The organism is Halomonas alkalicola (genome assembly GCF_030704205.1).
GTDB lineage: Bacteria > Pseudomonadota > Gammaproteobacteria > Pseudomonadales > Halomonadaceae > Halomonas > Halomonas alkalicola.
This window is the reverse complement of sequence record NZ_CP131913.1, coordinates 436,572-461,427: the sequence shown is the minus strand read 5'-3', so window position 1 is coordinate 461,427 and position 24,856 is coordinate 436,572. Positions and strand designations below refer to the sequence as shown.

The following is a 24,856-nucleotide window of genomic DNA, read 5'->3' as shown; positions in this document are numbered from 1 at the left end:
CGCGCCATGCTGAAGGCTACGAAGGTACGACTCTACCCCACGACCGAGCAGGCGGAGTTCCTGAACCGCCAGTTCGGCGCGGTGCGCTTCGTCTATAACACCGGCCTTCGCATCATGTCCCATCGCTACCAGCGCCACGGCCAGTCGCTGAGCGCCAAGCACGACATCAAGAAGCTGCTGCCGGTGGCCAAGAAATCGCGCAAGTACGGCTGGCTGAAAGAGGCGGATTCCATCGCCCTCCAGCAGGCGTGCCTCAACCTCGATCATGCCTTCCAGCGCTTCTTCGACCCCGCGCAGAAAGCCGGCTATCCGCACTTCAAGAGCAAGCGTGGCAAGCAGTCCAGCTATCACTGCGTCGGCGTCAAGGCCGGCGACAACTGGATCAAGGTGCCCAAGCTCGGGCCGATCAAGGCCAGGATGCATCGCCAGGTCGAGGGCAGGCTGAAAAGCATCACCCTGACCCGTACCGTCACCGGCAAGCACTACGCCTCGTTGCTGTTTGATACTGAGCAGGCTGCCCCGGCACCGCTGAAGGACGTTGACGCCGCTAAGATCGTGGGCCTCGATATGGGGCTGTCGCATCTGGCCATTGACTCCACCGGCCGCAAAATCGCCAATCCGCGCTTCCTCAAGCAGGCGCAGCAAAATCTCAAGCGCAAGCAGCAGGCGTTGTCCCGCACGAAGAAGGGCAGCGCCAATCGGGCCAAGGCACGGTTACTCGTCGCCAAGGCGCATGAGCGGGTCGCCAATGCCCGCAACGACTTCCAGCACAAGCTCTCTCGACAAATCGTTGACGATAACCAAGCGGTGATTGTCGAGACGCTGAAGGTCAGCAACATGATGAAAAACACCTGCCTCGCCAAGCACATCGGCGATGCGTCCTGGCATGCCTTGATGACCAAGCTGGACTACAAGGCCAGGGAGCAGGGCAAGCATCTGGTCAAGATTGACCCGTGGTTTGCCAGCTCCAAGACCTGCCATGTCTGCCAACACAAGATGGACGCCATGCCGTTGAACGTCCGGTCGTGGGAGTGCCCCGCCTGCCACACACAGCACGACCGGGACATTAACGCGGCGCTGAATATCAAGCATCAAGGCATAGTGAAGTTGAAGGCGGAAGGGCTGTCCGTCTCTGCCCATGGAGGCTTGCGTAAGTCCGGCATGTCGCCGGTTGCTGCCTGAGAAGTGGGAAGCCTCGCCCGCTAGGGCGGGGAGCAGTCACCATCTGGTGAAATGGCCGTGTCGGCCCACCACCCACGCCGGATCATCCACAGCAACCGCAAGGACACCTCATGAAGCGCGAAACCATCGCCCTGCACCACGGCTATGCCCCCGACGACCAGCACTCGGTGGCGGTGCCCATCCACCAGACCACCTCGTTCTCTTTCGACAGCGCCCAGCACGCCGCCGACCTCTTCGACCTCAAGGTCGAGGGCAACATCTACTCGCGGATCATGAACCCCACCTGCGCGGTGCTGGAGCAGCGCATCGCCGCCCTGGAAGGCGGCCTCGCCGGCCTCGCCGTGGCCTCGGGCATGGCCGCCATCACCTATGCGATCCAGACCATTGCCGAGGCGGGCGACAACATCGTCTCCATCAGCGAGCTCTACGGCGGCACCTACAACCTCTTCGCCCACACCCTGCCGCGCCAGGGCATCGAGGTGCGCTTCGCCGACAAGGACGACCTGGCCGGCCTCGAGGCGCTGATCGATGCGCGCACCAAGGCGGTCTTCTGCGAGAGCGTCGGCAACCCGTCGGGCAGCGTGGTGGACATGAAGGCCCTGGCCGAGGTGGCCCATCGCCACGGCGTACCGGTGATCGTCGACAACACCGTGCCCACCCCCTTCCTGTGGCGTCCCATCGAGCACGGCGCCGACATCGTGATCCATTCGGCCACCAAGTACATCGGCGGCCACGGTACCACCGTGGGCGGCGTCATCGTCGACTCCGGCAAGTTCCCCTGGGCCGAGCACGCCGAGCGCTTCCCGCTGCTCAACCAGCCGGATGTCTCCTACCACGGGGTCTGCTACACGCGGGATCTCGGCGAGGCCGCCTTCATCGGCCGCGCCCGGGTGGTGCCGCTGCGCAACATGGGCGCGGCGCTCTCCGCCCAGGCCGCCTGGAACCTGCTGCAGGGGCTCGAGACCCTGGCGCTGCGCATCGAGCGGATCTGCGACAACGCCCAGCGGGTGGCCGAATACCTGGAGGGCCACGACGCGGTGACCTGGGTGAAGTACGCGGGCCTGCCGAGCCACAAGGACCACGGCCTGGCCCAGGAGTACATGGGCGGTCGCGCCTCGGGCATCTTGAGCTTCGGCATCAAGGGCGGCCGCGAGGCCGGCGCGCGTTTCTACGACGCCCTGGGCATGATCCTGCGCCTGGTCAACATCGGCGATGCCAAGACCTGCTCGTCGATTCCCGCCGCCACCACCCACCGCCAGCTCAACGACGAGGAGCTGGTCAAGGCGGGGGTGACGCCGGACATGGTCCGCCTCTCCATTGGCATCGAGCATATCGACGACATCCTCGCCGACCTCGATCAGGCCCTGGCCGCTAGCCAGCGCTGATCTGACGGGTAGGAGCTGAGCTCCGCTCGGCGAAGGGAGCCCGCAGGGCTCCGGGGCGGTGCCTCCTAGGCCGCCGCCCTCACTCGCCCCTGCCAGGCGGACCAGGTGTAGAGCGCAAGCGCCGTCCAGATCAGCGCGAAGGTGGCCAGCTGCACCGCCGTGAGCGGCTCGCCGAATACGAGCAGGGCGATGCCGAACTGGATGGTGGGGTTGATGTACATCAGAAAGCCGAGGGTGGCCAGGCGCAGCCGCCTGGCCGCGCCGGCAAAGGCCAGCAGGGGCAGGGCGGTGATCACCCCGCTGGCAATCAGCAGCAGGGTGGTGCGGGTCTCTCCCAGGAAGTGGGAGAGGTCGACCTGGACCAGCCAGGCCAGCGTCAGCAGCGCCAGCGGCATCAGCAGCAGGGTCTCCACGAACAGCCCCGAGAGGCCATCCAGCGGCACCTGCTTGCGCAGCAGCCCGTAGGTGCCGAAGGAGAAGGCGAGCCCCAGGCTGATCCACGGCAGCTCCCCGAGCAGAAGCAGCTGGATCAGAATTGCCACGGCGGCGAGCCCCACGGCCGCCGCCTGCAGCCGGTGCATGGTCTCGCGCAGCACCAGCATCCCCAGTGCCACGTTGACCAGCGGCGTCATGAAGTAGCCCAGGCTCGCCTGCAGCACCTGGCGGGTCTCCACCGCATAGATGTAGAGCCCCCAGTTGATCGCGATCAGCAGCGCGCAGCCCAGCACGCTGCCCAGGCGGCGCGGCTCACCCAGGGCCTTGCGGATCGGCGCCCAGCGCCTGAGCAGGGTGACCAGCCCCACCAGGAACAGGCAGGACCAGAGGATCCGGTGGATCAGGATCTCGAAGGCCGGCACCCCCTGGAACAGGGCGAAGAAGAGCGGAAAGCAGCCCCACAGGATATAGGCGGAGAGGCCGAAGGCGACCCCCTTGGCGGGTTCACGGTCGGGGGTGGGGCTGGGCGATGGGCGCATCGGGGTCTCGTGGCCAGGACGGCGTATAAGGTGACGGGAAAGCTGTACGTTAGCAGGCTATCGGGCTAGCCGCCACGGGGGCGGCTGACGTGGCCCCGGGCCTGGGTTACGCTTGCTGTCACAATCACCTATCGAGCAGGAGCGCCCCATGAGCGAGCTGAGAGTGACCCTGGTACAGTGCGACCTGCGCTGGGAAGACCCGGAGGCCAACTGCCGGATGCTGGAGGAGACCCTGGGCGACCTCGGCCAGGCCGATACCGACCTGATCGTGCTGCCCGAGATGTTTGCCACCGGCTTCACCATGAACTCCCGGGAGATGGCCGAGCCCATGGCGGAGAGCCGCACCGTGGCCTGGCTAAAGGACCAGGCCTGGCAGCGCGGCTGCGTCGTCACCGGCAGCGTGGCGATCGTGGAGCAGGGTAACTACTTCAACCGCCTGGTGTGGGCGCGCCCCGACGGGACGCTTGCCACCTACGACAAGCGCCACCTCTTTCGCATGGCCGGCGAGCACGAGCGCTACGCCATGGGCCACGAGCGGGTGATTGTCGAGCTCAAGGGCTTCCGGCTCCTGCTCAGCGTCTGCTACGACCTGCGCTTCCCGGTCTGGCTGCGCCAGCAGCCGGCCCCCGGCGAGCACTTCGAGTACGACGCCTTGCTCTGCGTGGCCAACTGGCCGGCCCCGCGGCGCCACCCCTGGCGCACCCTGCTGCAGGCCCGCGCCATCGAGAACCTCTGCCCAGTGATCGGCGTGAATCGCGTCGGCGAGGACGCCAACGGGTTGCCCTACGCCGGCGACTCCATGCTGATCGACGCCAAGGGCGAGGCGCTGATCGACGAGCCCGAAGGCAGCGTCTTCGTGAAGACCGGCAGCCTGTCGCTGGATGAGCTCAAGGACTTCCGCGAGAAGTTTCCCGCCTGGCGCGACGCCGACCACTTCACCCTCTCCGACGGAGTCGGCTTCTGATGCGCCTCGACCGCTTCCTCTCCGAGACCACCGAGCTCACCCGCAGCCTGGCCAAGAAGGCGATGCACCGCGGCGAGGTGAGCGTTGACGGCGAGGTGATCAAGAACCCCGCCACTCAGGTCGGCGAGGCGAGTCGCGTCACCTGGAACGGCGAGCCCCTAGCGCTGGTGGGGCTGCGCTACGTGATGCTCCACAAGCCCATGGGAGTGGAGTGCACCGCCCGGCGCACCCTCTATCCGCGGGCCATCGACCTGATCGAGCTGCCCAAGGTGGAGCGCCTGCAGCCGGTGGGGCGACTCGACGTCGACACTACCGGCCTGGTGCTCCTGACCGACGACGGCCAGTGGTCCCACCGGGTCACCTCCCCGAAGCACCGCTGCGGCAAGGTCTACCGGGTCACCCTGGCCGAGCCGCTGGAGGGTGATGCACTGGCGCGCGCCATCGAGGCCTTCGCCGAGGGCGTGGTGCTCGAGGGCGAGGAGACGCCCACCCGCCCGGCGGAGCTTGCCATGCGCGAGCCGACGGTCGCCGAGCTCACCCTCTATGAGGGCAAGTACCACCAGGTGAAGCGCATGTTCGCCGCCATCGGCAACCATGTGGTCGCCCTGCACCGGGAGTCCATCGGCCCGCTGGCGCTGGGCGAGCTGCCCGAAGGGGAATGGCGCGAACTCACCGCCGACGAAATCGCCGCTTTCTAAGCACGCCTCGGGGTCAGACCCTTAAGGCAACTTAACTAAGTTGGCTTAAGGGCCTGACCCCGAGTGATACCTTGGGCGAAGCCTAGAAGCGGTAGGTGATGCCGGCGCCGACGGTCAGCGGGTCGAGGCGCACCTTCTCCACCGTCTCACCGCCGCTCTCGAAGGTTGCATCCACCTCGGTATAGCGGGCGAAGCTGGTGGCGCTGAGGTTATCGGTGATCACCAGGTCCATGCCCACCTGGCCGGCGAAGCCGTAGTCGTTGTCCACGCTCAGGCCGGCGGTGCTGACGCCGGAGAAGCGGGTGTAGTTCACGCCCACGCCGACGAAGGGCTGCACGCGAGCATCCTCGATGCCACCCAGAGGGTAGTACTGCAGCAGCAGGTTGACCGGCATGCGGTCGAGGCTGCCTGCGTCGCCGGCGTCGAGCTGGCAGTCGTGTTCCAGCTTCTCGCCGATGCCGAGCTCGACGCCGAGCATGTCCGTGATCAGGTAGCCACCGGCGATGGCGAAGCCGCTCTCGCGGGAGAACTTGGCCGACGCCAGATCGGATTTCTCGAATTCGCCGCGCACATAGACATCACCGGCCTGGTAGGCCAGTGCCTGGCCGGCGAACGTCGAGAGCGAGAGGGTGGCTGCAACCGCAAGCGGTAAGATGCGCATGGTAGGTCTCCTGAGCGATGGTTCATCCGTGATGCTTGTTTAAGCAGTCTACGTAGAGCAGCGCAAAGGCTCAAGCTTCAAGGTAAACCCTTGCCCCCTTGAGCCCTTGCAGCTTACTCCCACGCCGTCCCGTACTCCTCCCAGTATCCGCCGAGCCTGCGCTCCTCGGTCAGATCATAGAGGTGGTAGCGGCGGTCCAGGGTGGCGCCGCCGTCGCGGGTGAGCGGTCGCCAGGCGACCTCGGCCCGGTCGCGACTGGAGCGGGTGAACATGGCATCGAAGGGCACCGAGAGATAGAGCCCCTTGTCGAAGCCGCCCTCGCCGAAGTCGTCGCCGGCATCGGTCCAGGTGCCCCAGGCCCCCACCCGCGCCCCGGAGGCGAACTCGCGGGAAAGATCCAGCGTGGTGCCCAGGTCCCCGGCCAGGTAACGCCCCACGCTCAGCTTGGCCAGCACGTCCTCGATGCCGGTCTCCAGGTAGGCGGTGAGGTGGCCCGTCCAGGTGTCGTAGTCGCGCAGTTCGAAGCGCTGCTCGAAGTCGCGCTGGCGCACCCAGTTCACGTCCAGGCCCAGGGCCAGCGGGCTGTTGAAGGGGCGGTACATCAGCTCGCCGCCGGCGCCGGCGTACATCATCTCCAGCAGGCCGCCGTAGCCCATGGCATACCAGCTATCGCCCAGCTGGGCCGTGCGGGTGTACTGCAGCGACTCGATCCCCAGGCTCGATTCGGCCAGGTAGTCGCCGATGAAGGTACGCACCCGGGGCAGGTCGGAGTCGGCGATGTACTCGTAGTTGTCCAGGTTGTCGAGGGCGGTCCAGGCCAGCTGGCCGGAGAACCAGCCGTTGCGATCGGTGCGATACTCCGCCTCGAGCACCGCCATGAGCCGGTAGAGGTAGCCGTCCGGGCCGCCGAAGTTCTGGTCCAGTCGCGGCCCCAGGCTCCACTGGAAGCGCTGCGGCGACGTCTCGTGCAGCACCTCGGCACGGGCTGAGTCGCGCAGCTCGGCGTGGGCGTAGATGCCGTAGAGGTGGTCATCCTCGCGCTCGCGCGCGCTCGGCGCTGCCCACCGCCGCCGTCAGCGCCGGGCGGCTGTGTACCCCTTCGCGCAGGCCGAGGCCGCGGTTCTCCCAGCGGAAACGGAAGCGCTCGACCTCCTCGTCGGCCTGGGCGTTGAGGATGCGCCCGGCCCGGATCTCGCTGTGCATCAGCGAGGGGTAGGTCACCGGCTCGCCGGTTACGGTGATGTCGCGCCCCTGACGGGTGATGCGCGATACCGCAATCCCGGCGTTCTCCTCCAGCTCACGGCTGACAGCGGCCCAGTCCTCCCGGGGCGGGGCGTTGATATCGGCCGGTGGCGGGTTGCGCTTCACCTGACTCAGGCCGGCCAGGTCGACGTTCCAGGTCACCCCGGCCATGGCGGTATTGCCACGCTGCCAGCCGGCGTGGAGCTCCAGGTTATCAGTCAGCGCCAGGCGCGCCCCCAGGTTCACCCGGCTATCCTGTTCCTGGGTGTTGTTCTGGGGCTCGTTGGCGTAGTCGTTGCCTTCCACCTCCAGCTGCAGCACCAGCGGCTGCCAGGGGGTCTGCCACTCCACGCCGCCGAACAGCGCCATGGGCCCGCGGAACAGCGCATCGAGGGCGAACTCGCCGCCCTGATCGCCCCCGGCCCGGCGGGGGCGCTCGTCGAAACGCTCCGCCACCCAGCCGAAGGGGGAGTCCACATCGCTCTGGTTGCCCAGATACCCCCAGCCAAGCCCCAGGGTGACGTCCAGGTCGTACCAGCGCTTGCTCGCCGCCAGGTACTCGCCGCCGAACAGGGTGGTGCCGCCCACGTCGCGAAAGCCCAGGGCGAGCTGCGGCCGGTAGCGGGTCTCCTGGAGCAGGCGCAGCTTCATGTCGAAGCCCTTGTCGAGATTGGGGCGCCCGTCCCCGGCGGCGGCGAACTCGCGGTTCTCCACCTCCACGTAGCGAAAGCCCCCCTCGAACCAGGCGGTGGGCTGGAAGAAGACGTTATAGCGACGATAGGGCTGGGTGCGGCTCCAGCTCACGCTCATGGTGCCCTCGGGCGCCATTCGCGCCGTCGGCGTCTGCATGATGCCCACGCCGCCGAAGTCGCTCTGGCCCGTACCCAGTTCGCCGGCGAGGCCTGCCGCGGCGGCGGGTGCCGCCGCTGTGGCCATCAGCAGGGCACACGGGGTCAGACCCTTAAGTCGATTTTGGGGTCTGACCCCAAAGGGAGCTTTGGATTTGCTCATTCTTCTTCACCCATGCCTTGCAGAGTGCACTCATCGCCCGGTAGGCGCGTCGCCAGGTACGCCGGCAGCCGCTCGTTGACCAGGGTGATCTCCTGGCGTACCGAGGTGGGCAGGGCGCCCCGGCGCTCGCCGGCCTCGCGCAGGGGAAGCACTACCCGGCTGCCCGGGCTGAGCGGCGTGGCCTGGTGGTTCCAGGCGGCGATGCCGCGGGCGATCTGCTCGCCGCTCGGGGTGATCACCATCGCCCTGTCGATGCCGCGGTGGCCCTCGGCGGGGAGCCGGTTAAGAGCGCTATCCAGGTTCATGCCGGCGCGCCACTCGAGCCGCGCAACGCCGCCCGGGTGCCAGATCTCCACCCAGCCTGGCACCTCGCAGTGTCCCCAGTGGCGTATCCGCTCGAGCGCCGGGTCATGGCGCAGATTGGCGCCTAGCCAGGGCAGGTCGTGGCGGCCGGGTGTGCGGGCGGGCAGGGCGGGGACGTCGGCCAGGGTCTCGCGCCAGTCGGCCAGGCCCCGGATCAGCGTGGCGTTGCCGGCCACCCGGGCAGCCACCCTCAGGGTGTCGAGCTCGTTGAGCAGCCGGCTACGCTGGTTCGCCAGCTGTTCCGCGGTGGCGTCTCGCAGGGCGAAGGCGTGGCTCCATGTCACCCGCCGTTCGCTTTCCTGCAGATAGCCGAGCCAGGCATCCGAGAGCCTGGCATCAGGCTGGGCGGGCTCTGCCGCAGCCGCCAGGGGCAACGTCAGCAGAAAGGCGCCTGCCAGGTAGCGCAGCCGTGTGATTACCACCATGGCCTGGCCACCTCCCACTGAAGCCTCGGGCCGCTGGGCCAGGCCTGCTCATTGGCGGCCCATACCCGCCGTGTCTGTGGGTCACGCCACAGCTCGCCACGGGTCGTCCGTCCGTTCTCCCAGCGCAGGGTCATCTCGCAGGCCTCCAGGGTCAGGGTGGCCAGCGGCAGCGCCCTGGGCGCCGGTGCGCTGCAGGCCAGGGTGCCCTCGGCGCTCATCTGCTCGGTCAGGCCATCCTCGCGCTTCCAGCTGCGGGTCAGGCCGAAGGCCACCGGTGCCTGGAGCCGCCAGGGGGCCTCGGTGCCGCCCTCGGGTAGCGTAAAGCGGGTATCCAGCAGGTCTGCGCCCAGGCCGGCGGTGGCATGCAGCCCCTCGTGGCGCAGGGTCACCAGGCCGCGATTGCCGGTAGGCCAGTAGCTCTCTGGTTCGGCCAGGGCCCCCAGCACCACCAGGCCGCGGCGGTCATCGGCCTGCAGCGCCAGGCTGGCGAAGGAGATATCGGCAGCGCGTGCGGAGGCGTCGCTCTCACTCCCCCAGGCATCACGTAACATGTCGCCCATGGGGGTCGCCCCACCGCTGGCGCAGCCGGCCAGCATCCAGGGGACAAGCAGTGCGCCGATGGCGCGAGGGGAAGGGCATAGACGCGAGAGAGCCGCCCTTGGGCGGCTCTGCATGACGGCGCTGCCAGGTGTGTCGGGTGGCATGCGTGATCCGATCAGTTGGTGCCAGTGCCTGAAGACGAGCCACCGGAAGCGGCCACTCCGATGCCCACGGCGATAGCGGCACCGATACCCACGGTCAGGGCGGTCTGGCTAACCCCCAGGGACTGGGCCAGGCCGGAAGCGCCGCCGGCCTGAGGCGCTGCCTGCGGTGCGGTCTCGGCCTGGGCGGGTACGTTGGGCTCGGCCGGTGCCTGGTCGGCATCCTGCTGAGCCAGGGCCAGGGGGGAGGCCAGCAGGCCGGCGATGGCCGCGATGGCGAAGGTTTGCTTGATCATGGAGTGACTCCTTGTCGATGAGCGACGTGGCACCCAGCGGTGCCCTGCGCAGATGGTAATGCCTGGGGGATGACATTGGTAGTGTGTATGGAATGGGTTAACTAAGGTTTTCATTTGATGCCTGCTGCTTGTAGGAAATCACTGACAATCCAGTCAAGTTGGCGAATTCGTATGGTCCCCATTCGGCTTAGCATGCTAGTATCCGTGCGCCAAATTACGATGGTTATCATGCTGTAACAGTTAGGGTTTTCAATAACCTGCCATCGGAGCGGCCGCCAGGACGGCGAGCCACTCGCACAATTTATTGCCTTGCCTGTCGCCGCGGCGGCGGGCGTCTTGCCGGCCTCAGGGATGCGCCTTTGTCACCCTGGGGCGGTAGCGTGTCTGCACGATTCACGTGCTTCCCCTTACCCGACGGGCACCCTCTACATGCGCCATCTGCCTCCTTTCCGACTGCTGCTGGCCCTGGCCGGCGCCGCCTGGCTCTCCGGCTGCGCCCTGGCCCCCGGCGGCCACATGGACTACCGCACCGAGACCGCCCCGCTGGACGATCTGGTGGATATCGAGCCCATCACCCCCGGGCTCGTGGCCTCCTACCGCAATACCGTCAGCCGCGCGGCGCCCATGCCCGAGTCCCTGCGAGCCGAGCTGGATGCCTGGACCTACCGCATCGGCCCCGGCGACGTGCTCAGCATCATCGTCTATGACCACCCGGAGCTGACCATCCCCGCCGGTGCCGAGCGCAGCGCAGCGGAGTCCGGCAACCAGGTGCGCAATGACGGCACCATCTTCTACCCCTTCATCGGCCGGGTGCCGGTGGCCGGCAAGACCCTGGACGAGGTGCGCGAGCTGATCACCCGGCGCCTGGCCGCCTATATCTTCGAGCCCCAGGTGGACGTGGGTGTGGCCGCGTTTCGTTCCCAGAAGGTGCATGTCAGCGGTGCGGTGGAACAGCCCGGCCCGGTGCCGATCACCAGCGTGCCGCTGACCCTGGGCGATGCCATCGGCCAGGTGGGCGGCGCCCGCGACGATGCCAACTGGCACGAGGTGATCCTGACCCGCGATGGTGAAGAGCAGCGCCTCTCGCTCTACGCCCTGCTGCGCCAGGGGGATCAGGCCCAGAACCGCCTGCTGCGCGACGGCGACGTGCTCCACGTCACCAGCGCCGAGAACCAGGCCGTGGCGGTGATGGGGCAGGTGCAGCGTCCCGGCAACATCGCCCTGGGCAACGAGCGCCTCTCGCTCACCGATGCCCTGGCCCGCGCCGGCGGCATCGACGAGGGCACCGCCCAGCCATCCGGCATCTTCGTGATCCGTGGCCAGGGGGAGGGCAGCGACAGGCTCGCCACCGTCTACCAGCTCGATATCCGCAACGCCACCGCCTTCACCCTGGGCAGCCACTTCCCGCTGCAGCCCCAGGATGTGGTCTACCCGCCTTATTCACGAGGGCGCTGATTGAGCGGTCTGAAGGTACTGGCTGTTGGCATTGCTTATCAGGATTCGCCTCTTCAGCGCGAGTGGCTGTTGAGTAATGCCAGAACGCAGCCCTTTTCCTACTTACTTATAGCTCTTTGGAATCAATGGCGGCCGTCCAAGCAGCCGTGATCGCCGACCGCCGCTCCGGTCGCTCGCTTTCTGATGCTGTGGTGGTCTCGCAGGAGCGTCAGCTCAGTGCGGTCAGCTTCGGTAGCCCCTTCAGCAGCGTCGGCCACCACTTGTCGGCGGCGGCACCCAGATGAACGGTGATTCGCCGAGCGTGCAGCCTCAGCGTGGCGGCGACCTTGAGCACCTGCTCGCGCATCCGGCTCAGGCTCCAGCCTTGTCGGGTTTGCCGCTCCAGGAGGCAGCGCAGGCCATGCAGGACCTGGTAGGCGTAGAGACTGAGCAGCAAGCTCACCTCGTTGCGCGCCATCACGTCCTGAACGGTGGAGGCGCCGCGATCGGTCGACGAGAGGTGCACGTCGAGCGCCGACTTCACTTCGCCCATGTGCGCCTCGGCGCTGCCGCGCTTGCGATAGAGTGCTAGGACCTTCTCTGGCGGCCAGTCGAACTTGCTGAGGTTGGTGACCAGGAAGAAGGCATGCAGCAGCAGGTCATCGGGGCGCTCCTGCACGACCAGCACGACGCGCCGTGGTGCCGGCCAGGAACCGGCTTGGTACTCAAGGTCATGGCACCATTCTCGAGGCTGTTCAGGCGGTCGGCCGCGGGGCCGCTTCAGGTAGGGCGCCGCCAATTTTTGCAGGCCCTTGTGGCTGCGTAACCGGCCCAGATACTCGATGTCGCGCTCTTCCAGCGCCTCCAGCGTGTCGTTGTCGGTGAATCCGGCATCGATGCGCACCCGAACCTGGGCGCCAGTGCTCTCGTTGAGCCGCGTCACCAGATGGGGGATCCATGTATCGGCATTCTCAGCCGGGCCGGCGTTGCCCTCGCGTAGCAGGCCACCGACCATGTCGCCTGTTTCGGCCAGCGAGGCGACCAGCGGCGAGTAGATGCGGGTACCGTAAAGGCCATGGTAGGCCGAGCCACCTTGGTGACCGTGGACCTCGATCGGCAGGCCGTCGATGTCCAGCGTCAGCTGCTTGGGGCGCTCGCCGTTCTTCAGCGAGGTCAGGCGCCAGAGCACCAGCCGCAGCAGGCCTTCGTGCACGGCATCGATGTTGTCGTTGCGGCCGAGGCAGGTCAGCAGCCGCGACAGCGTGGCTTGAGACGGCCGGTCCTGCGCCAATGGCGTCGTCCCGCGCGCGTCGCTACAGGCCAACTGCCAGAGCGGGTCACGGCGCAGCGTGTCGGTATCGCTGAGATCGATCCAGCCCATCGCGCGCTGCAGCACCAGGGTGCGTAGCTGACTGGCCAGGGAGTGGCGGATACGCAGCGGGTGACGCGGATCGACCAGGTTGTCTTCGAGCGCCTCAATCACGCCGCTGTTGTCGAGGGCTTCACGCAGCAACAAAGCGCCGCTGTCGCTGGTGGTGCGGTGGCCGCTCAGCTCGACACGGACAGAGCCGTTGCACGAGGGCGTCCAGGTGGATAGGCTTTCACCCATAGCGGATGGCTCCCTTGGATCAGGTTCTTGGCGGAACACACTGAATTTTCAAGAGGATACCATCCGCTATCTTCGTTTTCAGGCCGGTCTCATGAATAAGGCGGGGTCTACGTCACCACCGCCCCGCTGGCGCGCTGGAACCGCGTGATCAGCCTGCTGCTGCCCTCGATCCGCCTGCCCGGCGCCACCGCGGATAGCATCTCCGACGCCAGGGACCTCTAAGCCATGTTCCAGCGCATTCTCGTCGTCTGCACCGGCAATATCTGCCGCAGCCCCGTGGCCGAAGCCATGCTGCGGGAGGCCCTGCCCGGCAGGCGGCTCGGCTCCGCCGGCCTCGGCGCCCTGGTCGGCCACGGCGTCGAACCCACCGCCCGGGCGCTGGCCGAAGCCGACAGCCTCGATGTCGCGAACCATCAGGCTCGCCAGCTCACCGTCGAGATGCTCGGCGACGCGGATCTGATCCTGGTGATGAGCCCCGGCCAGCGACGCGCCGTGGGTGAGCTGGCCCCCCAGGCGCTGGGCAAGACCATGCTGCTCGGCAAGTGGCTCCCCGACGAGCCCGAGATTCCCGACCCCTACCGCAAGAGCCGGGAAGTCTTCGAACATGTCCATCGAATGCTCGGCCGTGCCACCGACTCTTGGGCCGCCAGGCTCTAGTCGCCACGTTACTCCGGAATAACGATCTCCATGACAGACTCTTCCCAATCCTCTCCGCGGGCCGCTGCCCCGGCCGACGACGAAATCGACCTCGGCCGTCTCTTCGGCCTGCTCCTCGACCACAAGTGGCTGATCATCGCCGTCACCGCGCTGTTCGCCTTCGCCGGGGTGGTCTACGCCCTGCTGGCCACGCCGGTCTACCAGGCCGACGCGCTGGTGCAGGTGGAGCGGCGCTCCTCCATCAGCCCGCTGGGGGACCTCGGCAGCATCTTCGGCGAGGAGACCGACAGCCGCACCTCCGCCGAGGTGCAGATCCTGCGCTCGCGCATGGTGCTGGGCCAGGTGGTGGACCGCCTGGAGCTCGATACCGTCGTCACGCCGGCCTCCCTGCCGGTGCTCGGCGATGCCCTGCGCCGCCGTGGCATCGAGCGCCCCGGCTTCATGGCGGGGCGGGCCGCGGTGTGGGGCGGCGAGCACCTGGAACTGGGCCGTTTCGAGGTGGCCGAGCGCCTGCGCGGCGAGCCGCTGACCCTGGAATCCCTGGGCGAGGGCCGCTACCGCCTGCGGCTCGAGGGGCGCGAGCTGGGCGAGGGGCAGGTCGGCCAGCTGGCGCAGTTCCTCGACGGAGCGATCGAGCTGCGCGTGGCGGAGCTCACCGCCGCCTCCGGCGCCGAGTTCACCCTGACCAAGCGCAGCCGAGCCGCCGCCATCCGCAGCCTGGCGGGACGCTTCAACGTCAGCGAAGTGGGGGGAGGGCGCAACGCCAGCACCGGCATGCTGAGCCTGACCCTTACCGGTACCGACACCCGCGAGATCAAGCACGCCCTGGACACCGTGGCCGAGGTGTTCCTGCTGCAGAACGTCGAGCGCCAGTCCGCCGAGGCCGAGCAGAGCCTGGAGTTCCTGCAGGAGCAGGCGCCGGAGCTGCGCGCCCAGCTCTCCGCCGCCGAGGATCGCTTGAATGACTACCGTGTCGATATGGACAGCGTGGATCTCTCCAGCGAATCCCGCGCCGCCATCGAACAGTTCATCGAGATCGAACGCCAGCTCAACGAACTGGAGTTCCAGGAGGCGGAACTCGCCCAGCGTTTCACCCGCGACCACCCCAGCTATCAGGCCCTGCTGCGCCAGAAGCGCTACCTGCAGGACGAGCGCGCCCAGCTCAACCAGCGCGTCAACCAGCTGCCTGCGGCCCAGCAGGAGGTGGTGCGTCTGACCCGCGACGTGGAGGTCACCCAGGCGATCTACGTCAACGTGCTCAACAAGGTGCAGGAGCTGCAGGTCGCCAAGGCCGGCACCGTAGGGAACGTGCGCATCATCGACGACGCCCTGGTGGGCCCGGGCCCCATCGAGCCCAGGAAGCCGCTGATCGTGGTGCTGGCCACCCTGCTCGGCGGTATGCTCAGCGTCGGCGTGGTGCTGGTGCGCGGCCTGCTGCGCCGCGGCGTGGAATCGCCGGAGCAGATCGAGGAGACCGGCCTGCCGGTCTACGCCACCGTGCCGCTCTCCGATGCCCAGCAGCAGCTGATCAAGCGCATCAAGCACAAGCGCGACCGCAAGGGGCAGGAGGTGGCCACCGCCGTGCTGGCCGAGAAGGCCCCGGCGGACACCTCCATCGAGGCGCTGCGCAGCCTGCGCACCAGCCTGCACTTCGCCATGATGGAAGCCGGCGACAACCGCCTGGTGATCACCGGCCCCAGCCCCGGCATCGGCAAGAGCTTCGTCGCCGTGAACCTGGGCGCCGTCTGCGCCCAGGCTGGCCAGAAGGTGCTGGTGGTGGATGCCGACATGCGCAAGGGCCACGTGCACTACGCCTTCGGCGGCAAGAGCGAAGGCGGGCTCTCCGAGCTGCTCTCGGGCAAGGCCGGGCTGCACGAGGTGATCCGCCCGGGCAACCAGGAGGGGCTGAGCTATATCTCCCGCGGCAATGTACCGCCCAACCCCTCGGAGCTGCTTGCCCACCAGCGCTTCAGCGAGTTCCTGGCTCAGGTGAGCGAGCAGTACGACCTGGTGATCATCGACACCCCGCCGGTGCTCGCCGTCACCGACGCCGCCGTGGTTGCCAAGCAGTGCGCCACCACCCTGATGGTGGTGCGCTTCCAGCTCAACCCGGTGAAGGAAATCCAGATCGCCACCCGCCGCCTGGAAAACGCCGGCGTCTCGCCCAAGGGCGCCATCCTCAACGCCATGGAACGCAAGGCCGCCACCTACTACGGCTACGGCTACTACAACTACTCGTACAAGTAGGGGGCAGGCCACCGACGGCGCCAAGGGCCAGGCCAACCAGCATCACCGCCAATAGAACCAGGGCAGCGCCTCCTCCACCCCGGGATAGAAATCCCCAGCGTGCCCCTCGAACGCATCGGTACGCCGAATATAGCGCTCGAAGGTGCGCTGGTCGCGATGACCGCTGACGCGTTTGATATCGACCGCCGCCTTGCCGCGACGATGCGCCTCGGTGATAAAGCCGGCCCGAAAACTGTGCGGCGAGAAGCCGCGATCGGCCATGCCGGCCGCCTCCAGGTGATGCGCCAGACGCTGGGCCACCACGCAGCCGGTCAGTCGCCCGGCCCCCAGCTTCCCGGACAGGCTGATGCTGCGAAACACCGCCCCGCGCCGGATGCCCGAGGCCGCAAGCCAAGCCTCCAGCAGCCGAACGGGGCAGTAGGGAAAACCCTCAGGCGCGCGCAGGATCGCCTTGGTCTCTTCGGCCCCCTCCTGATTGGTCTTGCTGCGCCGCAGGCCCACCAGGATGCCCCGGGCCTCCCACTGGATATCCTCCAGGTAGAGCGCCACCACCTCGCTGCGCCGAAAGGCGCCGTGGAAGGAGAGGGCAAACAGCGCACTATCGCGCTTGCCGCGCAGGTCAGTGCGGTCGATAGGCTCAAGCAGGCGGTGCAGGTCCTCCAGCAGCAGCGGCGGCGCCTCCTTCTGGCGCGTACCGGCGGCCCGGCGAATGCCGCGCATCACCGCCCGCACCGGCATGCTCCTCACCGGTGATGGAAGGTTCATGTAGCGATGCCACATGTGCAGGGAGTTGAGATAGCGCTCGAGGGTGGCGGGTTTCTTGCCCAGGGCGCGCTGATCGGCGATGAAGTTGGCGATATCAAACTCATCCGCCGGCAGCAGGCCTCCCGCACGCTGATAGACGCGTAGATCGGCCCGCATGCCGCGGATGGTGTTCTTCGACACGCTGTTGGCGATATGGCGGCGCGCCCGGGCCGACAGGCGCTTCACCACCTGGGGAAGGCGTTCAAACTCCACCACCGCCTCATCGGGCTCGATCAGCTGCCCGTTGTGAATATCACGGCTCATGGTACCCCCCCCCAGCCCAGTCAGGCTAGACTATGTTGGACAGGGCTTGGCTGGATAGATAGCCAGTATAGCCGCCGAGGGGGCAACCGCCATGACCTACCTGTCGGCACGAACGAACATGCGACTGAATCAGCACGAAATCGATGTCATCAAGGCGGCCGCTGCCGAGATTTTCGGCAAAGACGCCGAGGTCCGGCTCTTCGGCTCCCGCGTTGATGACGCCGAAGGGCGGCGATATCGACCTAATGGTCGAGCTCGATGAGGCGGTTGAGCACCCTGCGCGCCTGTCGGCCTGGCTCAGCGTCAAGATCATGCGCGCCACGCAGGGCAAGGTGGATGTGATACGCATCGAAGAACTGCCGATTCACCGTATCGATCGGGAACAGGGGGTAATACTGTCTCATGAGTAAAATCATGATGAGCGATTTGCCTTTCTGCGTAACGCCAGCAGTCAAGAGGCTGTGCTAGGTGCCGGTTGAAATCGTTGAGGTGATGCGTCGATCCACTCAAGGCATGACCCGACCCTATATTTGTCGTGGTGATGATGGTCATGTCTACTTCGTGAAAGGAGTAGGCGCGGGACGGCGTAGTCAGCTATGCGAGTGGATCGCCGGCTCGCTTGCGCTGGAAATCGGTCTTCCGGTGGCACCTTTCGAGATCGTGCATGTCCCCGATGAGCTGATAGAGCTCGAGGCTGGTCTGGATCTTGGCGACCTGGGGATCGGGCCCGCCTTTGCCTCGCGGGAATGCGGCGTATCGGAGCTGAGCTTCAGCCGAGTGAAGGATGTGCCGAGCGAGCTGCAGCAGCAGGTGCTGGCTGGCTTTCGACTGGTGGATTCACAACGCAGACCGCATACTGACAGCCAGGGGTGGCAATCCGAACCTGTTCTGGGATGAGGGGGCCGGTGAACTGGTAGTGATCGACCACAACCAAGCCTTTGATCAGGCCTTCGATCCGCATGACTTTCTAGCGCACCATGTGTTCCGCGCCCAGGCGGCTACGATTCATCATGACTGGTTACGCCGGCATGAGCTGGCCGATGCCATGATCGCGGCGCTGCAGCACTGGGACAGCATACTCGAACAGGTTCCCGAAGAGTGGTGGTACCTCGACGAGGAGCTAATCACCCGAGTCGATTTTGATCATGAAGCGATTCGCCAAGGGCTAGCCCAGGTGAATCGCGACGAATTCTGGGGGTGGCGATGAAGCGCATAGCGTGCCAGTACGTGATTGTACGTTTCATGCCCTATGTGGAAACTGGTGAGTTCGCCAACGTCGGCGTGGTGATGATCTCTCCGCGCGACCGCTATTTCGGGTTCAAGTTAGAAACTCGGCGCTATGCACGGCTAACAAGCTTCTTCAAAGATCTGGAGGGGCGGCTGTATCGCTCTGCTATTTATGCCGTTAAGCAAGAGCTGGAGCGCGTTCATGCACTACTCAAGGACACTGGGTTTGAACAGCGCTTCAAGCACAACGACGAGGCATTCGCCAAGCAACTTTTTACGGAGCTCACTCGCCCTCGCGAAACGATGCTGCGTTTCAGCGAACCACGGGTAGTGTTGGCCGAAGAGCCTGAAAAGAAACTGGATGAGCTGTTTGGTTATTATGTCGAGCATAGCTTCGCGACCAAGCAATATCGCGAAACCGTGCTGGAAAGCCAGCTTCGTCGACTACTGTACCAGGCAAAGCTCGGGGAGCGTTTTACTCCTGAGAAATTGGGCGATGCCGAGTATCACGTTAGCTTCCCCTTCGTTGAAAAGCAGCAGGCTGAGGTTGTGTGCGCCATTAAGCCGCTTAACCTAGGGCAGCAGGACTCTAGCCACATCGTCGAACATGGTGGCAAGTGGCAGTTTCGGATCAATGAGCTCAAACGACGTCACCGCTTGCCCCGGCGTGTGCTCTTTGCCGTAGAAGGGCCCGATGATGATAGCCAGCGGGGCGAGGCCTACCACCATGCCGTAGCGTTGCTGCAGCAGACCGGGGTCAGTGTCCTGCCGATGGCGCATAAGGATGCCGTGCTAGAGTTTGCCAAGGCAGAGTAAGTGCGTTTTGCATCGGTAGTCAGTATGGCGTACAAAGTTACTTATGTAGAAGCACTGTGCGATTACCGGTTGCGTGTAGTCTTTGCAGATGGCTCCAGTGGTGTTGTTTCGCTTAAGGACAGGTTGTTCGGTCCAGTGTTCGAGCCACTAAGAGATCCAGTTTTATTTTTTCTGGTAACCATCGATGAATTTGGGGTTGTCTGTTGGCCTAACGGTGCAGACCTAGCACCTGATGCACTTTATAAGCAGATAGAGAAGGCTGCATAAGGTCTTAGCGGGTTGGTAGCCTTCCCTTATCGCTAATGTCGTTGAGAAACAGCTGGTTAGCGAAGGTGCCCAAAGCGTGAAATCGCGTTTCCGGCATTTTTGCAGCGGGATTCGTGAAACGCAATTTTCGGCAAAAATGCCGATTTTGGCCCTCAAGCGGCCAGCAGGGCAGGGCAGCAAAACGGCAAAAATTCCGGCCCAGCGGCAAAAATGCCGCTGAATTCATGAAATGACGTTTTCGGAAAAATTGCCGGTTTTAGCCTCCAGACGGCCGGCAGGGCAGGGTACTGAAACGGCAAAACTGCCGGCCCAGTGGCAATATTCCCGCTGATTTAACGGAGAGGCGTTTCCGGCAAAAGCTCCGATTTTCAATAGCGTCCTAACGAAATTCAGCCATGAAAAGTTGCCATCATTTCACTGCGCCGGGTCAGACAGGGAAAACGCATGAAAAACCGCTCTACGACGGGCTTCGTAGCGCTTTACCAGTAGGAGCTAATGTGGTCATCTAACGGCTTTTGCTCATGGATGACCCGATGCTGACTCCGTCGCTTATGCACCATTTATCGATCGTTCCCGACTTCCGCCAGGCCTGGAAAGTGCAACATCAGCTTTCCGACATCCTGTTCCTGACCGTCTGTGCAGTGATCTGTGGAGCTGAAGGATGGGACGAGATTGAGGATTTTGGCCACGCAAAGCTAGATTTTCTACGCCAGTACGGCGATTTTGAGGCTGGCGTGCCCAGTCATGACACCCTGGCCAGAGTGATGGCCCTGGTGAATGCCGAGCAGCTGCAAAGAGCGTTTGCCGAGTGGATGAAGGCCTGCCACGACGTGACGGAGGGCGCGGTGGTAGCCATCGATGGCAAGACGCTGCGCGGGTCGTACTGCCGAGGGAAGGGCAAAGGGGCGATCCACATGGTCAGTGCCTTCAGTGCGGCGAATGGCGTGGTGCTGGGCCAGGTCAAGACGGCGGAGAAATCCAATGAGATCACGGCGATTCCCGAGCTGCTCAAGCTTCTCAATCTGCAAGGCTGTCTGGTGACGATCGATGCCATGGGGTGCCAGAAGAAGATCGCCACTCAGACCCTGCAGAAGGGTGCCGACTACCTGCTGTCCGTGAAGGACAATCAGCCCGCCTTGGCTGACGCCTTCGAAGCCGCATTTCCCATGGCCAAGGTGGCCAGCTTCGAGGGTGACGCCTATGTGACGGATGAGAAGAACCGTGGCCGGCAAGAGACCCGATACCATATTGTCAGCGACGTTACTGAGGAATTTCAGGAGCTTAGCTATGAATGGCCGGGACTGAAATCGGTAGGGGTGGTGATGAGTTTCCGCCAGGAAGGCGATAAGGAACCAGAAGCCCCGATGATCCGCTACTACATCAGCTCTGCCGATCTGAGCGCCAAGAAGCTCGCTGAAGCGGCCCGCCGGCATTGGCATGTCGAGAATAAACTCCACTGGTCTCTGGATGTAGCGTTGCGCGAAGACGCCTGCAAAATCCATCGCGGTCAGGCGGCCGAAAACCTCGCCAGGATGCGTCATATCGCCTTGAATTACCTGAAAGGGGAGACCCGTTTCAAAGGCGGAATCCGGCGAAAGCAGAAGAAAGCGGCGCTGGATGAGACCTACCTGGCGGACATTCTTGCGGTGTAGTTTTTTTCATGCGTTTTCCCTGCCGGGTCAGACTCCCGGCGGCGAGCACGGTGAATGCCATCGTTACCCAATACATGAATATCCCAATGGCAGGGGTCTGACCCAAGCGGTCCACCGCGGCTCCAATGTGCCCCCACCCTTGCTTTATGATTCCTCGACTCTTGTAGCCCTTATCCCATGAAACTTCTTATCACCGGCGGCGCGGGCTTTATCGGTTCGGCCGTGATTCGCCATATCATCCGCAAGACCACCGACAGCGTCGTCAACGTCGACAAGCTCACCTATGCCGGCAACCTGGAGTCGCTGTCGGAAGTAGCCGACAGCGACCGCTACGCCTTCGAGCAGGTTGATATCTGTGATCGCGCCGAGGTGGAGCGCGTCTTCCGCGAACATCAGCCGGATGCGGTGATGCACCTGGCCGCCGAGAGCCACGTGGACCGCTCCATCGACGGCCCGGCGGAATTCATCCAGACCAATATCGTGGGCACCTATACGCTGTTGGAAGTAGCCCGTGCCTATTGGAATGGTCTGGAGGCCGAGCGTCGCGACGCCTTCCGCTTCCACCATATCTCGACTGATGAGGTGTATGGTGACCTGGAAGCGTCCGAGGGGCTCTTCACGGAAGAGACCTCCTACGCACCGAGTTCTCCCTACTCGGCCAGCAAGGCCAGCTCGGATCACTTGGTACGCGCCTGGCAGCGCACCTATGCCCTGCCGACGCTGATCACCAACTGCTCCAATAACTACGGCCCCTATCACTTCCCCGAGAAGCTGATCCCGCTGATGATCCTCAACGCCCTGGAAGGCAAGGCGCTGCCAGTCTATGGCAAGGGCGAGCAGATCCGCGACTGGCTCTACGTGGAAGACCACGCACGGGCCCTCTACAAGGTGGTGACGGAAGGGGAGGTAGGTGAGACCTACAACATCGGCGGCCATAACGAGAAGCAGAACATCGAGGTGGTGAACACCATCTGTGCCCTGCTGGATGAGCTGGCGCCGTCGCAGTACTCTCCCTACGCCAACCTGATCACCTACGTGGCAGACCGGCCCGGCCACGACCTGCGCTATGCCATCGATGCCGACAAGATCGAGCGCGAGCTCGGTTGGCGCCCGGAAGAGACCTTCGAATCCGGCATTCGCAAGACGGTTCAGTGGTACCTGGATAACCAGGAGTGGTGCCGCCGCGTACAGGATGGCAGCTATCAGCGCGAACGGCTGGGCACCACCGCTAACATGTAGGAGCGCAGATTCTGCGCGAACAATCACTAAGCGATGGCAGCACACAGAACACTGAAAGGAATCACAATGGCACGCAAAGGCATCATTCTCGCCGGTGGCTCCGGCACTCGGCTCTACCCCATCACAATGGGCGTCTCCAAGCAGCTGCTGCCGATCTACGACAAGCCGATGATTTACTATCCGCTCTCCGTGCTGATGCTGGCCGGCATTCGCGAGGTGCTGATCATCACCACCCCGGAAGATCTGGCCAGCTTTCAGCGCCTGCTCGGCGACGGCAGCCAGTTCGGCATCGAGCTGACCTATGCCGAGCAGCCCAGCCCCGATGGCCTGGCCCAAGCCTTCATCATCGGCGAGGAGTTTATCGGCAGCGACAGCGTCTGCCTGGTGCTGGGCGATAACATCTTCTACGGCCAAGGCTTCACTCCAAAATTGCTGCAGGCAGCGAGTCGGCAAAGTGGCGCCACGGTCTTCGGTTACCAGGTCAAGGATCCAGAGCGCTTCGGCGTGGTCGAGTTTGATGACAAGAAGCGGGCTATGTCTATCGAAGAGAAGCCGGCTAAGCCGAAATCTCATTTCGCGGTGACCGGTCTCTACTTCTACGACAACGACGTGATTGAGATCGCCAAGGGGGTGGAGCCGTCAGATCGCGGCGAGTTGGAGATCACCAGCGTCAACCAGGCTTACCTGAAGCGCGGTGACCTCAACGTCGAGTTGTTGGGGCGCGGTTTTGCCTGGCTCGATACCGGTACCCATGAGAGCCTGTTGGAAGCTGCACAATTCGTCGAAACGATTGAAAAACGACAGGGCTATAAAATCGCCTGTTTGGAAGAGGTTGCTTACAATCAAGGGTGGTTGTCGGCAGCTAGGTTAGAAGCGCAGGCGAAAGGTTTAAAAAAGAATAGCTATGGTGAGTATCTGTTTGCTTTGCTTCACGGAAAACTTTGATTGGTGATGGTGTGATCTTGCACGTAGCTGGACTCGATAAGTTTATTCCGCCATTCATTGATCTCGTAAAAAATGAGTTTAATGAAGATGAACACCGATATTGGCTAACGTGTTCATCAGAAAAATACCCAGTGGAGATCGCCGAGAATATCACTCTTTGCGGAAGTACATTTAAAGATACGGCCGCAGGCTATTATAAGTTAGTTAAGGAACTTCACTCTGCCGACAAGATTATTCTGCATGGACTTTTTGATATCCGTGTTGTTGTACTGCTGGCTTGTATGCCGTGGCTACATAAAAAATGTTATTGGGTACTGTGGGGAGGTGATCTGTATGTTCGGAGAAATGGCGCCCGCACTTTGTTTTGGCGAATCAAAGAGGTGTTCCGAACGATTTTGATTAGGCGATTGCATGCTATAATAACAACAGTGCCGGGTGACTATGAGCTTGTAAGAAAGTGGTACTCAACAAGGGCAAAGTATATTCCAAGTTTGATGTATGGGAGCCATGTTGCAAGAGGTTTGGAGTTGCAATCAGTTGCCGATAAAAACCTGATAAATATTCAGGTTGGTAACTCCGCAGATCCAGAGAATAGGCACGCTGAAGTTTTCGATAAACTTGACCAGCTTAGGGGGAAGGTAAAATTTAATGTTTACTGCCCTCTATCCTATGGCAACGAAGAGTATGCTCAGGCGGTAATTGCGAAAGGGACTAGCTTGTTCAGGGAGAATTTTCTGCCTTTGACTGAATTTATGTCGTTTGATGAATATAATCGTTATATGGCCACGATTGACGTGGCAATTTTTAACCATCGTCGCCAACAAGCGATGGGAAACATTATAGGCCTTCTTTCTATGGGGAAAACAGTCTATCTAAGACCCACGGAGACTCCGTATCAATTCTTCAAAGAGCTTGGGATTACTGTTTTTAGTAGTTGCACTATCGATGAATGCTTGAAGGTTCTATCAGAAAAGCAGAAGCAAGAAAATATAGAACTGGTGAGGCGTGAATTTTCCAGAGGCTCGTTAGTTGAGTCTTGGCGGTTGATATTCAATGAGTAATGTCATTGGTAGTGGGCTTCTCGGCCGCAGTTTTCGGAGTCTGGCTTTGCCCGGGGCGCTTTATTTCTGTTCGGGAGTTTCCGACTCGAAGGAAACGCGGGCTTCTGAATTTGACCGGGAACGAGAACTGCTGCTGAGTATTTGTGAGGAAACGCAGACGTTTTCAAATTTTGTCTACTTTAGTAGCATCATGGCGCCCGATCGAGCGAGCAAGTATTTTGAGCACAAGTACAATATGGAGGAACTTGTCAGGTCACTGTTTCCAGAAAAGTATCTGATTGTTAGGTTGCCCCAAGTTGTTGGAATGGTTAAGAACACAACTTTGTTTCCCGAGCTTGTTCGTAGAATCCACCGCGGATTACCAGTTTTAGTCCAACGAAATGCAACGCGTTCACTTATTGATATTGACGATGTAGTAAGGATAACGAATAAGTTAATAGAGGTTGATGCCAAAGGGTTGGAAATAAATTGCATGCCAGATGAAACGGTTTCTCTATCAGATATTGTTGACTTTATCTCTGATGAGATAGGATGTCCGGCTGACAGAGTCTATGTGGATGAGGGTGTTGCTCAAGACGCAGACCGTAGGCTTATGCGGCAGTATTTGTGTGAAGAAGACCCTGTGTTGCTTCCAGGTTATACTCGATTCGTTGTCAGTAAGTATGCAAAAAAGCTTCTTGATGATGAGGCGAGACAGCCAACATGACTACGTCATTTGATAACTGCACTTTT

The 24,856-nt window shown here is 63.1% G+C and carries 28 protein-coding genes; 19 read left to right on the top strand and 9 right to left on the bottom strand.

Going from position 1 to position 24,856, the window contains the following annotated elements:
- Positions 1–6 precede the first annotated feature (6 nt).
- Both B6N23_RS02200 and B6N23_RS02195 read left to right on the top strand, forming a co-directional pair.
- Positions 7–1,182, top strand: coding sequence for an RNA-guided endonuclease InsQ/TnpB family protein (locus tag B6N23_RS02200; protein WP_305501577.1), 1,176 nt, complete (start codon positions 7–9; stop codon positions 1,180–1,182).
- Positions 1,183–1,292: 110 nt separating this feature from the next.
- Positions 1,293–2,567 (top strand): O-acetylhomoserine aminocarboxypropyltransferase/cysteine synthase family protein, encoded by a 1,275-nt coding sequence (locus B6N23_RS02195; protein ID WP_305501576.1) that lies wholly within the window; start codon positions 1,293–1,295, stop codon positions 2,565–2,567.
- Positions 2,568–2,632: 65 nt separating this feature from the next.
- Here the strand turns inward: B6N23_RS02195 and rarD are convergent, their stop codons facing one another.
- On the bottom strand, positions 2,633–3,541 hold the full coding sequence (gene rarD, locus B6N23_RS02190; RefSeq protein WP_305501575.1) for an EamA family transporter RarD: 909 nt from the start codon (positions 3,539–3,541) through the stop codon (positions 2,633–2,635).
- A gap of 148 nt (positions 3,542–3,689) precedes the next feature.
- Between rarD and B6N23_RS02185 the strand changes: the two genes are divergently transcribed.
- Positions 3,690–4,505: an amidohydrolase gene (locus B6N23_RS02185; RefSeq protein WP_305501574.1), complete on the top strand. Its 816-nt coding sequence runs from the start codon at positions 3,690–3,692 to the stop codon at positions 4,503–4,505.
- A complete protein-coding gene (locus B6N23_RS02180; protein WP_305501573.1) occupies positions 4,505–5,203 on the top strand; it encodes a pseudouridine synthase in 699 nt (232 codons plus the stop codon). Before B6N23_RS02185 ends, B6N23_RS02180 begins: the two co-directional genes overlap by 1 nt.
- Positions 5,204–5,285: 82 nt before the next feature.
- Here the strand turns inward: B6N23_RS02180 and B6N23_RS02175 are convergent, their stop codons facing one another.
- The 6 genes from B6N23_RS02175 to B6N23_RS02150 form a co-directional block, all read right to left on the bottom strand.
- Positions 5,286–5,864 carry an OmpW/AlkL family protein gene (locus B6N23_RS02175; protein ID WP_305501572.1) on the bottom strand — a complete coding sequence of 193 codons (579 nt, stop codon included), beginning with the start codon at positions 5,862–5,864 and terminating at the stop codon, positions 5,286–5,288.
- A gap of 113 nt (positions 5,865–5,977) precedes the next feature.
- Positions 5,978–6,838, bottom strand: a complete 861-nt coding sequence (locus B6N23_RS02170) for a YjbH domain-containing protein (RefSeq protein WP_305501571.1) — start codon at positions 6,836–6,838, stop codon at positions 5,978–5,980.
- A 55-nt stretch (positions 6,839–6,893) separates the two neighbouring features.
- Positions 6,894–8,042: a YjbH domain-containing protein gene (locus B6N23_RS02165; protein ID WP_305501570.1), complete on the bottom strand. Its 1,149-nt coding sequence runs from the start codon at positions 8,040–8,042 to the stop codon at positions 6,894–6,896.
- 71 nt (positions 8,043–8,113) lie between these two features.
- Positions 8,114–8,905 carry a capsule biosynthesis GfcC family protein gene (locus B6N23_RS02160; protein ID WP_305501569.1) on the bottom strand — a complete coding sequence of 264 codons (792 nt, stop codon included), beginning with the start codon at positions 8,903–8,905 and terminating at the stop codon, positions 8,114–8,116.
- Positions 8,896–9,465: a hypothetical protein gene (locus B6N23_RS02155; protein WP_305501568.1), complete on the bottom strand. Its 570-nt coding sequence runs from the start codon at positions 9,463–9,465 to the stop codon at positions 8,896–8,898. The genes B6N23_RS02160 and B6N23_RS02155 overlap by 10 nt, the downstream gene beginning before the upstream one ends.
- A 155-nt stretch (positions 9,466–9,620) precedes the next feature.
- Entirely contained in the window at positions 9,621–9,902 is a 282-nt protein-coding gene (locus B6N23_RS02150) for a hypothetical protein (protein ID WP_305501567.1), read from the bottom strand.
- 429 nt (positions 9,903–10,331) lie between these two features.
- On the opposite strand from B6N23_RS02150, the gene B6N23_RS02145 reads away from it, so the two are divergent.
- Positions 10,332–11,357, top strand: coding sequence for a polysaccharide export protein (locus B6N23_RS02145; protein ID WP_305501566.1), 1,026 nt, complete (start codon positions 10,332–10,334; stop codon positions 11,355–11,357).
- A 208-nt stretch (positions 11,358–11,565) separates the two neighbouring features.
- Here the strand turns inward: B6N23_RS02145 and B6N23_RS02140 are convergent, their stop codons facing one another.
- Complete coding sequence (locus B6N23_RS02140; RefSeq protein WP_305501048.1) at positions 11,566–12,984, bottom strand: IS1380 family transposase; 1,419 nt, start codon at positions 12,982–12,984, stop codon at positions 11,566–11,568.
- Between the two features lie 87 nt (positions 12,985–13,071).
- Between B6N23_RS02140 and B6N23_RS02135 the strand changes: the two genes are divergently transcribed.
- From B6N23_RS02135 to B6N23_RS02125, 3 genes are read left to right on the top strand one after another with little or no spacing between them, the layout of a single operon-like run.
- On the top strand, positions 13,072–13,167 hold the full coding sequence (locus tag B6N23_RS02135; RefSeq protein ID WP_379688579.1) for a hypothetical protein: 96 nt from the start codon (positions 13,072–13,074) through the stop codon (positions 13,165–13,167).
- Positions 13,168–13,170: 3 nt separating this feature from the next.
- Positions 13,171–13,602 carry a low molecular weight protein-tyrosine-phosphatase gene (locus tag B6N23_RS02130; RefSeq protein WP_305501565.1) on the top strand — a complete coding sequence of 144 codons (432 nt, stop codon included), beginning with the start codon at positions 13,171–13,173 and terminating at the stop codon, positions 13,600–13,602.
- Between the two features lie 30 nt (positions 13,603–13,632).
- The gene (locus B6N23_RS02125) at positions 13,633–15,849 is read left to right on the top strand and encodes a polysaccharide biosynthesis tyrosine autokinase (RefSeq protein ID WP_305501564.1); all 2,217 of its coding nucleotides are present in this window, start codon (positions 13,633–13,635) and stop codon (positions 15,847–15,849) included.
- A gap of 42 nt (positions 15,850–15,891) precedes the next feature.
- Here the strand turns inward: B6N23_RS02125 and B6N23_RS02120 are convergent, their stop codons facing one another.
- The gene (locus tag B6N23_RS02120) at positions 15,892–16,917 is read right to left on the bottom strand and encodes a site-specific integrase (protein WP_305501563.1); all 1,026 of its coding nucleotides are present in this window, start codon (positions 16,915–16,917) and stop codon (positions 15,892–15,894) included.
- 215 nt (positions 16,918–17,132) lie between these two features.
- On the opposite strand from B6N23_RS02120, the gene B6N23_RS02115 reads away from it, so the two are divergent.
- From B6N23_RS02115 to B6N23_RS02070, 11 genes are all read left to right on the top strand, one after another.
- Positions 17,133–17,327, top strand: a complete 195-nt coding sequence (locus B6N23_RS02115; RefSeq protein ID WP_305501562.1) for a hypothetical protein — start codon at positions 17,133–17,135, stop codon at positions 17,325–17,327.
- 58 nt (positions 17,328–17,385) lie between these two features.
- On the top strand, positions 17,386–17,814 hold the full coding sequence (locus tag B6N23_RS02110; protein WP_305501561.1) for a HipA family kinase: 429 nt from the start codon (positions 17,386–17,388) through the stop codon (positions 17,812–17,814).
- Positions 17,702–18,124 (top strand): HipA family kinase, encoded by a 423-nt coding sequence (locus B6N23_RS02105; RefSeq protein ID WP_369424821.1) that lies wholly within the window; start codon positions 17,702–17,704, stop codon positions 18,122–18,124. Before B6N23_RS02110 ends, B6N23_RS02105 begins: the two co-directional genes overlap by 113 nt.
- On the top strand, positions 18,121–18,960 hold the full coding sequence (locus B6N23_RS02100) for a DUF3037 domain-containing protein (RefSeq protein ID WP_379688599.1): 840 nt from the start codon (positions 18,121–18,123) through the stop codon (positions 18,958–18,960). The genes B6N23_RS02105 and B6N23_RS02100 overlap by 4 nt, the downstream gene beginning before the upstream one ends.
- A 24-nt stretch (positions 18,961–18,984) precedes the next feature.
- Entirely contained in the window at positions 18,985–19,227 is a 243-nt protein-coding gene (locus B6N23_RS17020) for a DUF2442 domain-containing protein (protein WP_369425123.1), read from the top strand.
- A gap of 76 nt (positions 19,228–19,303) precedes the next feature.
- Positions 19,304–19,447, top strand: coding sequence for a hypothetical protein (locus B6N23_RS02095; protein ID WP_305501558.1), 144 nt, complete (start codon positions 19,304–19,306; stop codon positions 19,445–19,447).
- 313 nt (positions 19,448–19,760) lie between these two features.
- Positions 19,761–20,879 (top strand): ISAs1 family transposase, encoded by a 1,119-nt coding sequence (locus B6N23_RS02090; protein WP_305503922.1) that lies wholly within the window; start codon positions 19,761–19,763, stop codon positions 20,877–20,879.
- Between the two features lie 177 nt (positions 20,880–21,056).
- Positions 21,057–22,118 carry a dTDP-glucose 4,6-dehydratase gene (rfbB, locus tag B6N23_RS02085; protein WP_305501557.1) on the top strand — a complete coding sequence of 354 codons (1,062 nt, stop codon included), beginning with the start codon at positions 21,057–21,059 and terminating at the stop codon, positions 22,116–22,118.
- A 66-nt stretch (positions 22,119–22,184) separates the two neighbouring features.
- Entirely contained in the window at positions 22,185–23,063 is an 879-nt protein-coding gene (gene rfbA, locus B6N23_RS02080; protein ID WP_305501556.1) for a glucose-1-phosphate thymidylyltransferase RfbA, read from the top strand.
- A 17-nt stretch (positions 23,064–23,080) separates the two neighbouring features.
- Positions 23,081–24,124 carry a TDP-N-acetylfucosamine:lipid II N-acetylfucosaminyltransferase family protein gene (locus tag B6N23_RS02075; protein ID WP_305501555.1) on the top strand — a complete coding sequence of 348 codons (1,044 nt, stop codon included), beginning with the start codon at positions 23,081–23,083 and terminating at the stop codon, positions 24,122–24,124.
- The gene (locus tag B6N23_RS02070) at positions 24,117–24,830 is read left to right on the top strand and encodes an NAD-dependent epimerase/dehydratase family protein (protein ID WP_305501554.1); all 714 of its coding nucleotides are present in this window, start codon (positions 24,117–24,119) and stop codon (positions 24,828–24,830) included. The genes B6N23_RS02075 and B6N23_RS02070 overlap by 8 nt, the downstream gene beginning before the upstream one ends.
- Positions 24,831–24,856: the final 26 nt, after the last annotated feature.

Coding starts and splice junctions, on each gene's coding strand:
- rfbA (WP_305501556.1), top strand. CDS start 22,185: ATGGCACGCAAAGGCATCATTCTCGCCGGTGGCTCCGGCACTCGGCTC.
- B6N23_RS02115 (WP_305501562.1), top strand. CDS start 17,133: ATGACGCCGAAGGGCGGCGATATCGACCTAATGGTCGAGCTCGATGAG.
- B6N23_RS02195 (WP_305501576.1), top strand. CDS start 1,293: ATGAAGCGCGAAACCATCGCCCTGCACCACGGCTATGCCCCCGACGAC.
- B6N23_RS02160 (WP_305501569.1), bottom strand. CDS start 8,905: ATGGTGGTAATCACACGGCTGCGCTACCTGGCAGGCGCCTTTCTGCTG.
- B6N23_RS02125 (WP_305501564.1), top strand. CDS start 13,633: ATGACAGACTCTTCCCAATCCTCTCCGCGGGCCGCTGCCCCGGCCGAC.
- B6N23_RS17020 (WP_369425123.1), top strand. CDS start 18,985: ATGGCGTACAAAGTTACTTATGTAGAAGCACTGTGCGATTACCGGTTG.
- B6N23_RS02150 (WP_305501567.1), bottom strand. CDS start 9,902: ATGATCAAGCAAACCTTCGCCATCGCGGCCATCGCCGGCCTGCTGGCC.
- B6N23_RS02070 (WP_305501554.1), top strand. CDS start 24,117: ATGAGTAATGTCATTGGTAGTGGGCTTCTCGGCCGCAGTTTTCGGAGT.
- B6N23_RS02105 (WP_369424821.1), top strand. CDS start 17,702: ATGTGCCGAGCGAGCTGCAGCAGCAGGTGCTGGCTGGCTTTCGACTGG.
- B6N23_RS02155 (WP_305501568.1), bottom strand. CDS start 9,465: ATGGGCGACATGTTACGTGATGCCTGGGGGAGTGAGAGCGACGCCTCC.
- rarD (WP_305501575.1), bottom strand. CDS start 3,541: ATGCGCCCATCGCCCAGCCCCACCCCCGACCGTGAACCCGCCAAGGGG.
- B6N23_RS02185 (WP_305501574.1), top strand. CDS start 3,690: ATGAGCGAGCTGAGAGTGACCCTGGTACAGTGCGACCTGCGCTGGGAA.
- B6N23_RS02180 (WP_305501573.1), top strand. CDS start 4,505: ATGCGCCTCGACCGCTTCCTCTCCGAGACCACCGAGCTCACCCGCAGC.
- B6N23_RS02200 (WP_305501577.1), top strand. CDS start 7: ATGCTGAAGGCTACGAAGGTACGACTCTACCCCACGACCGAGCAGGCG.
- B6N23_RS02145 (WP_305501566.1), top strand. CDS start 10,332: ATGCGCCATCTGCCTCCTTTCCGACTGCTGCTGGCCCTGGCCGGCGCC.
- B6N23_RS02175 (WP_305501572.1), bottom strand. CDS start 5,864: ATGCGCATCTTACCGCTTGCGGTTGCAGCCACCCTCTCGCTCTCGACG.
- B6N23_RS02100 (WP_379688599.1), top strand. CDS start 18,121: ATGAAGCGCATAGCGTGCCAGTACGTGATTGTACGTTTCATGCCCTAT.
- B6N23_RS02120 (WP_305501563.1), bottom strand. CDS start 16,917: ATGAGCCGTGATATTCACAACGGGCAGCTGATCGAGCCCGATGAGGCG.
- rfbB (WP_305501557.1), top strand. CDS start 21,057: ATGAAACTTCTTATCACCGGCGGCGCGGGCTTTATCGGTTCGGCCGTG.
- B6N23_RS02090 (WP_305503922.1), top strand. CDS start 19,761: ATGCTGACTCCGTCGCTTATGCACCATTTATCGATCGTTCCCGACTTC.
- B6N23_RS02165 (WP_305501570.1), bottom strand. CDS start 8,042: ATGGCCACAGCGGCGGCACCCGCCGCCGCGGCAGGCCTCGCCGGCGAA.
- B6N23_RS02130 (WP_305501565.1), top strand. CDS start 13,171: ATGTTCCAGCGCATTCTCGTCGTCTGCACCGGCAATATCTGCCGCAGC.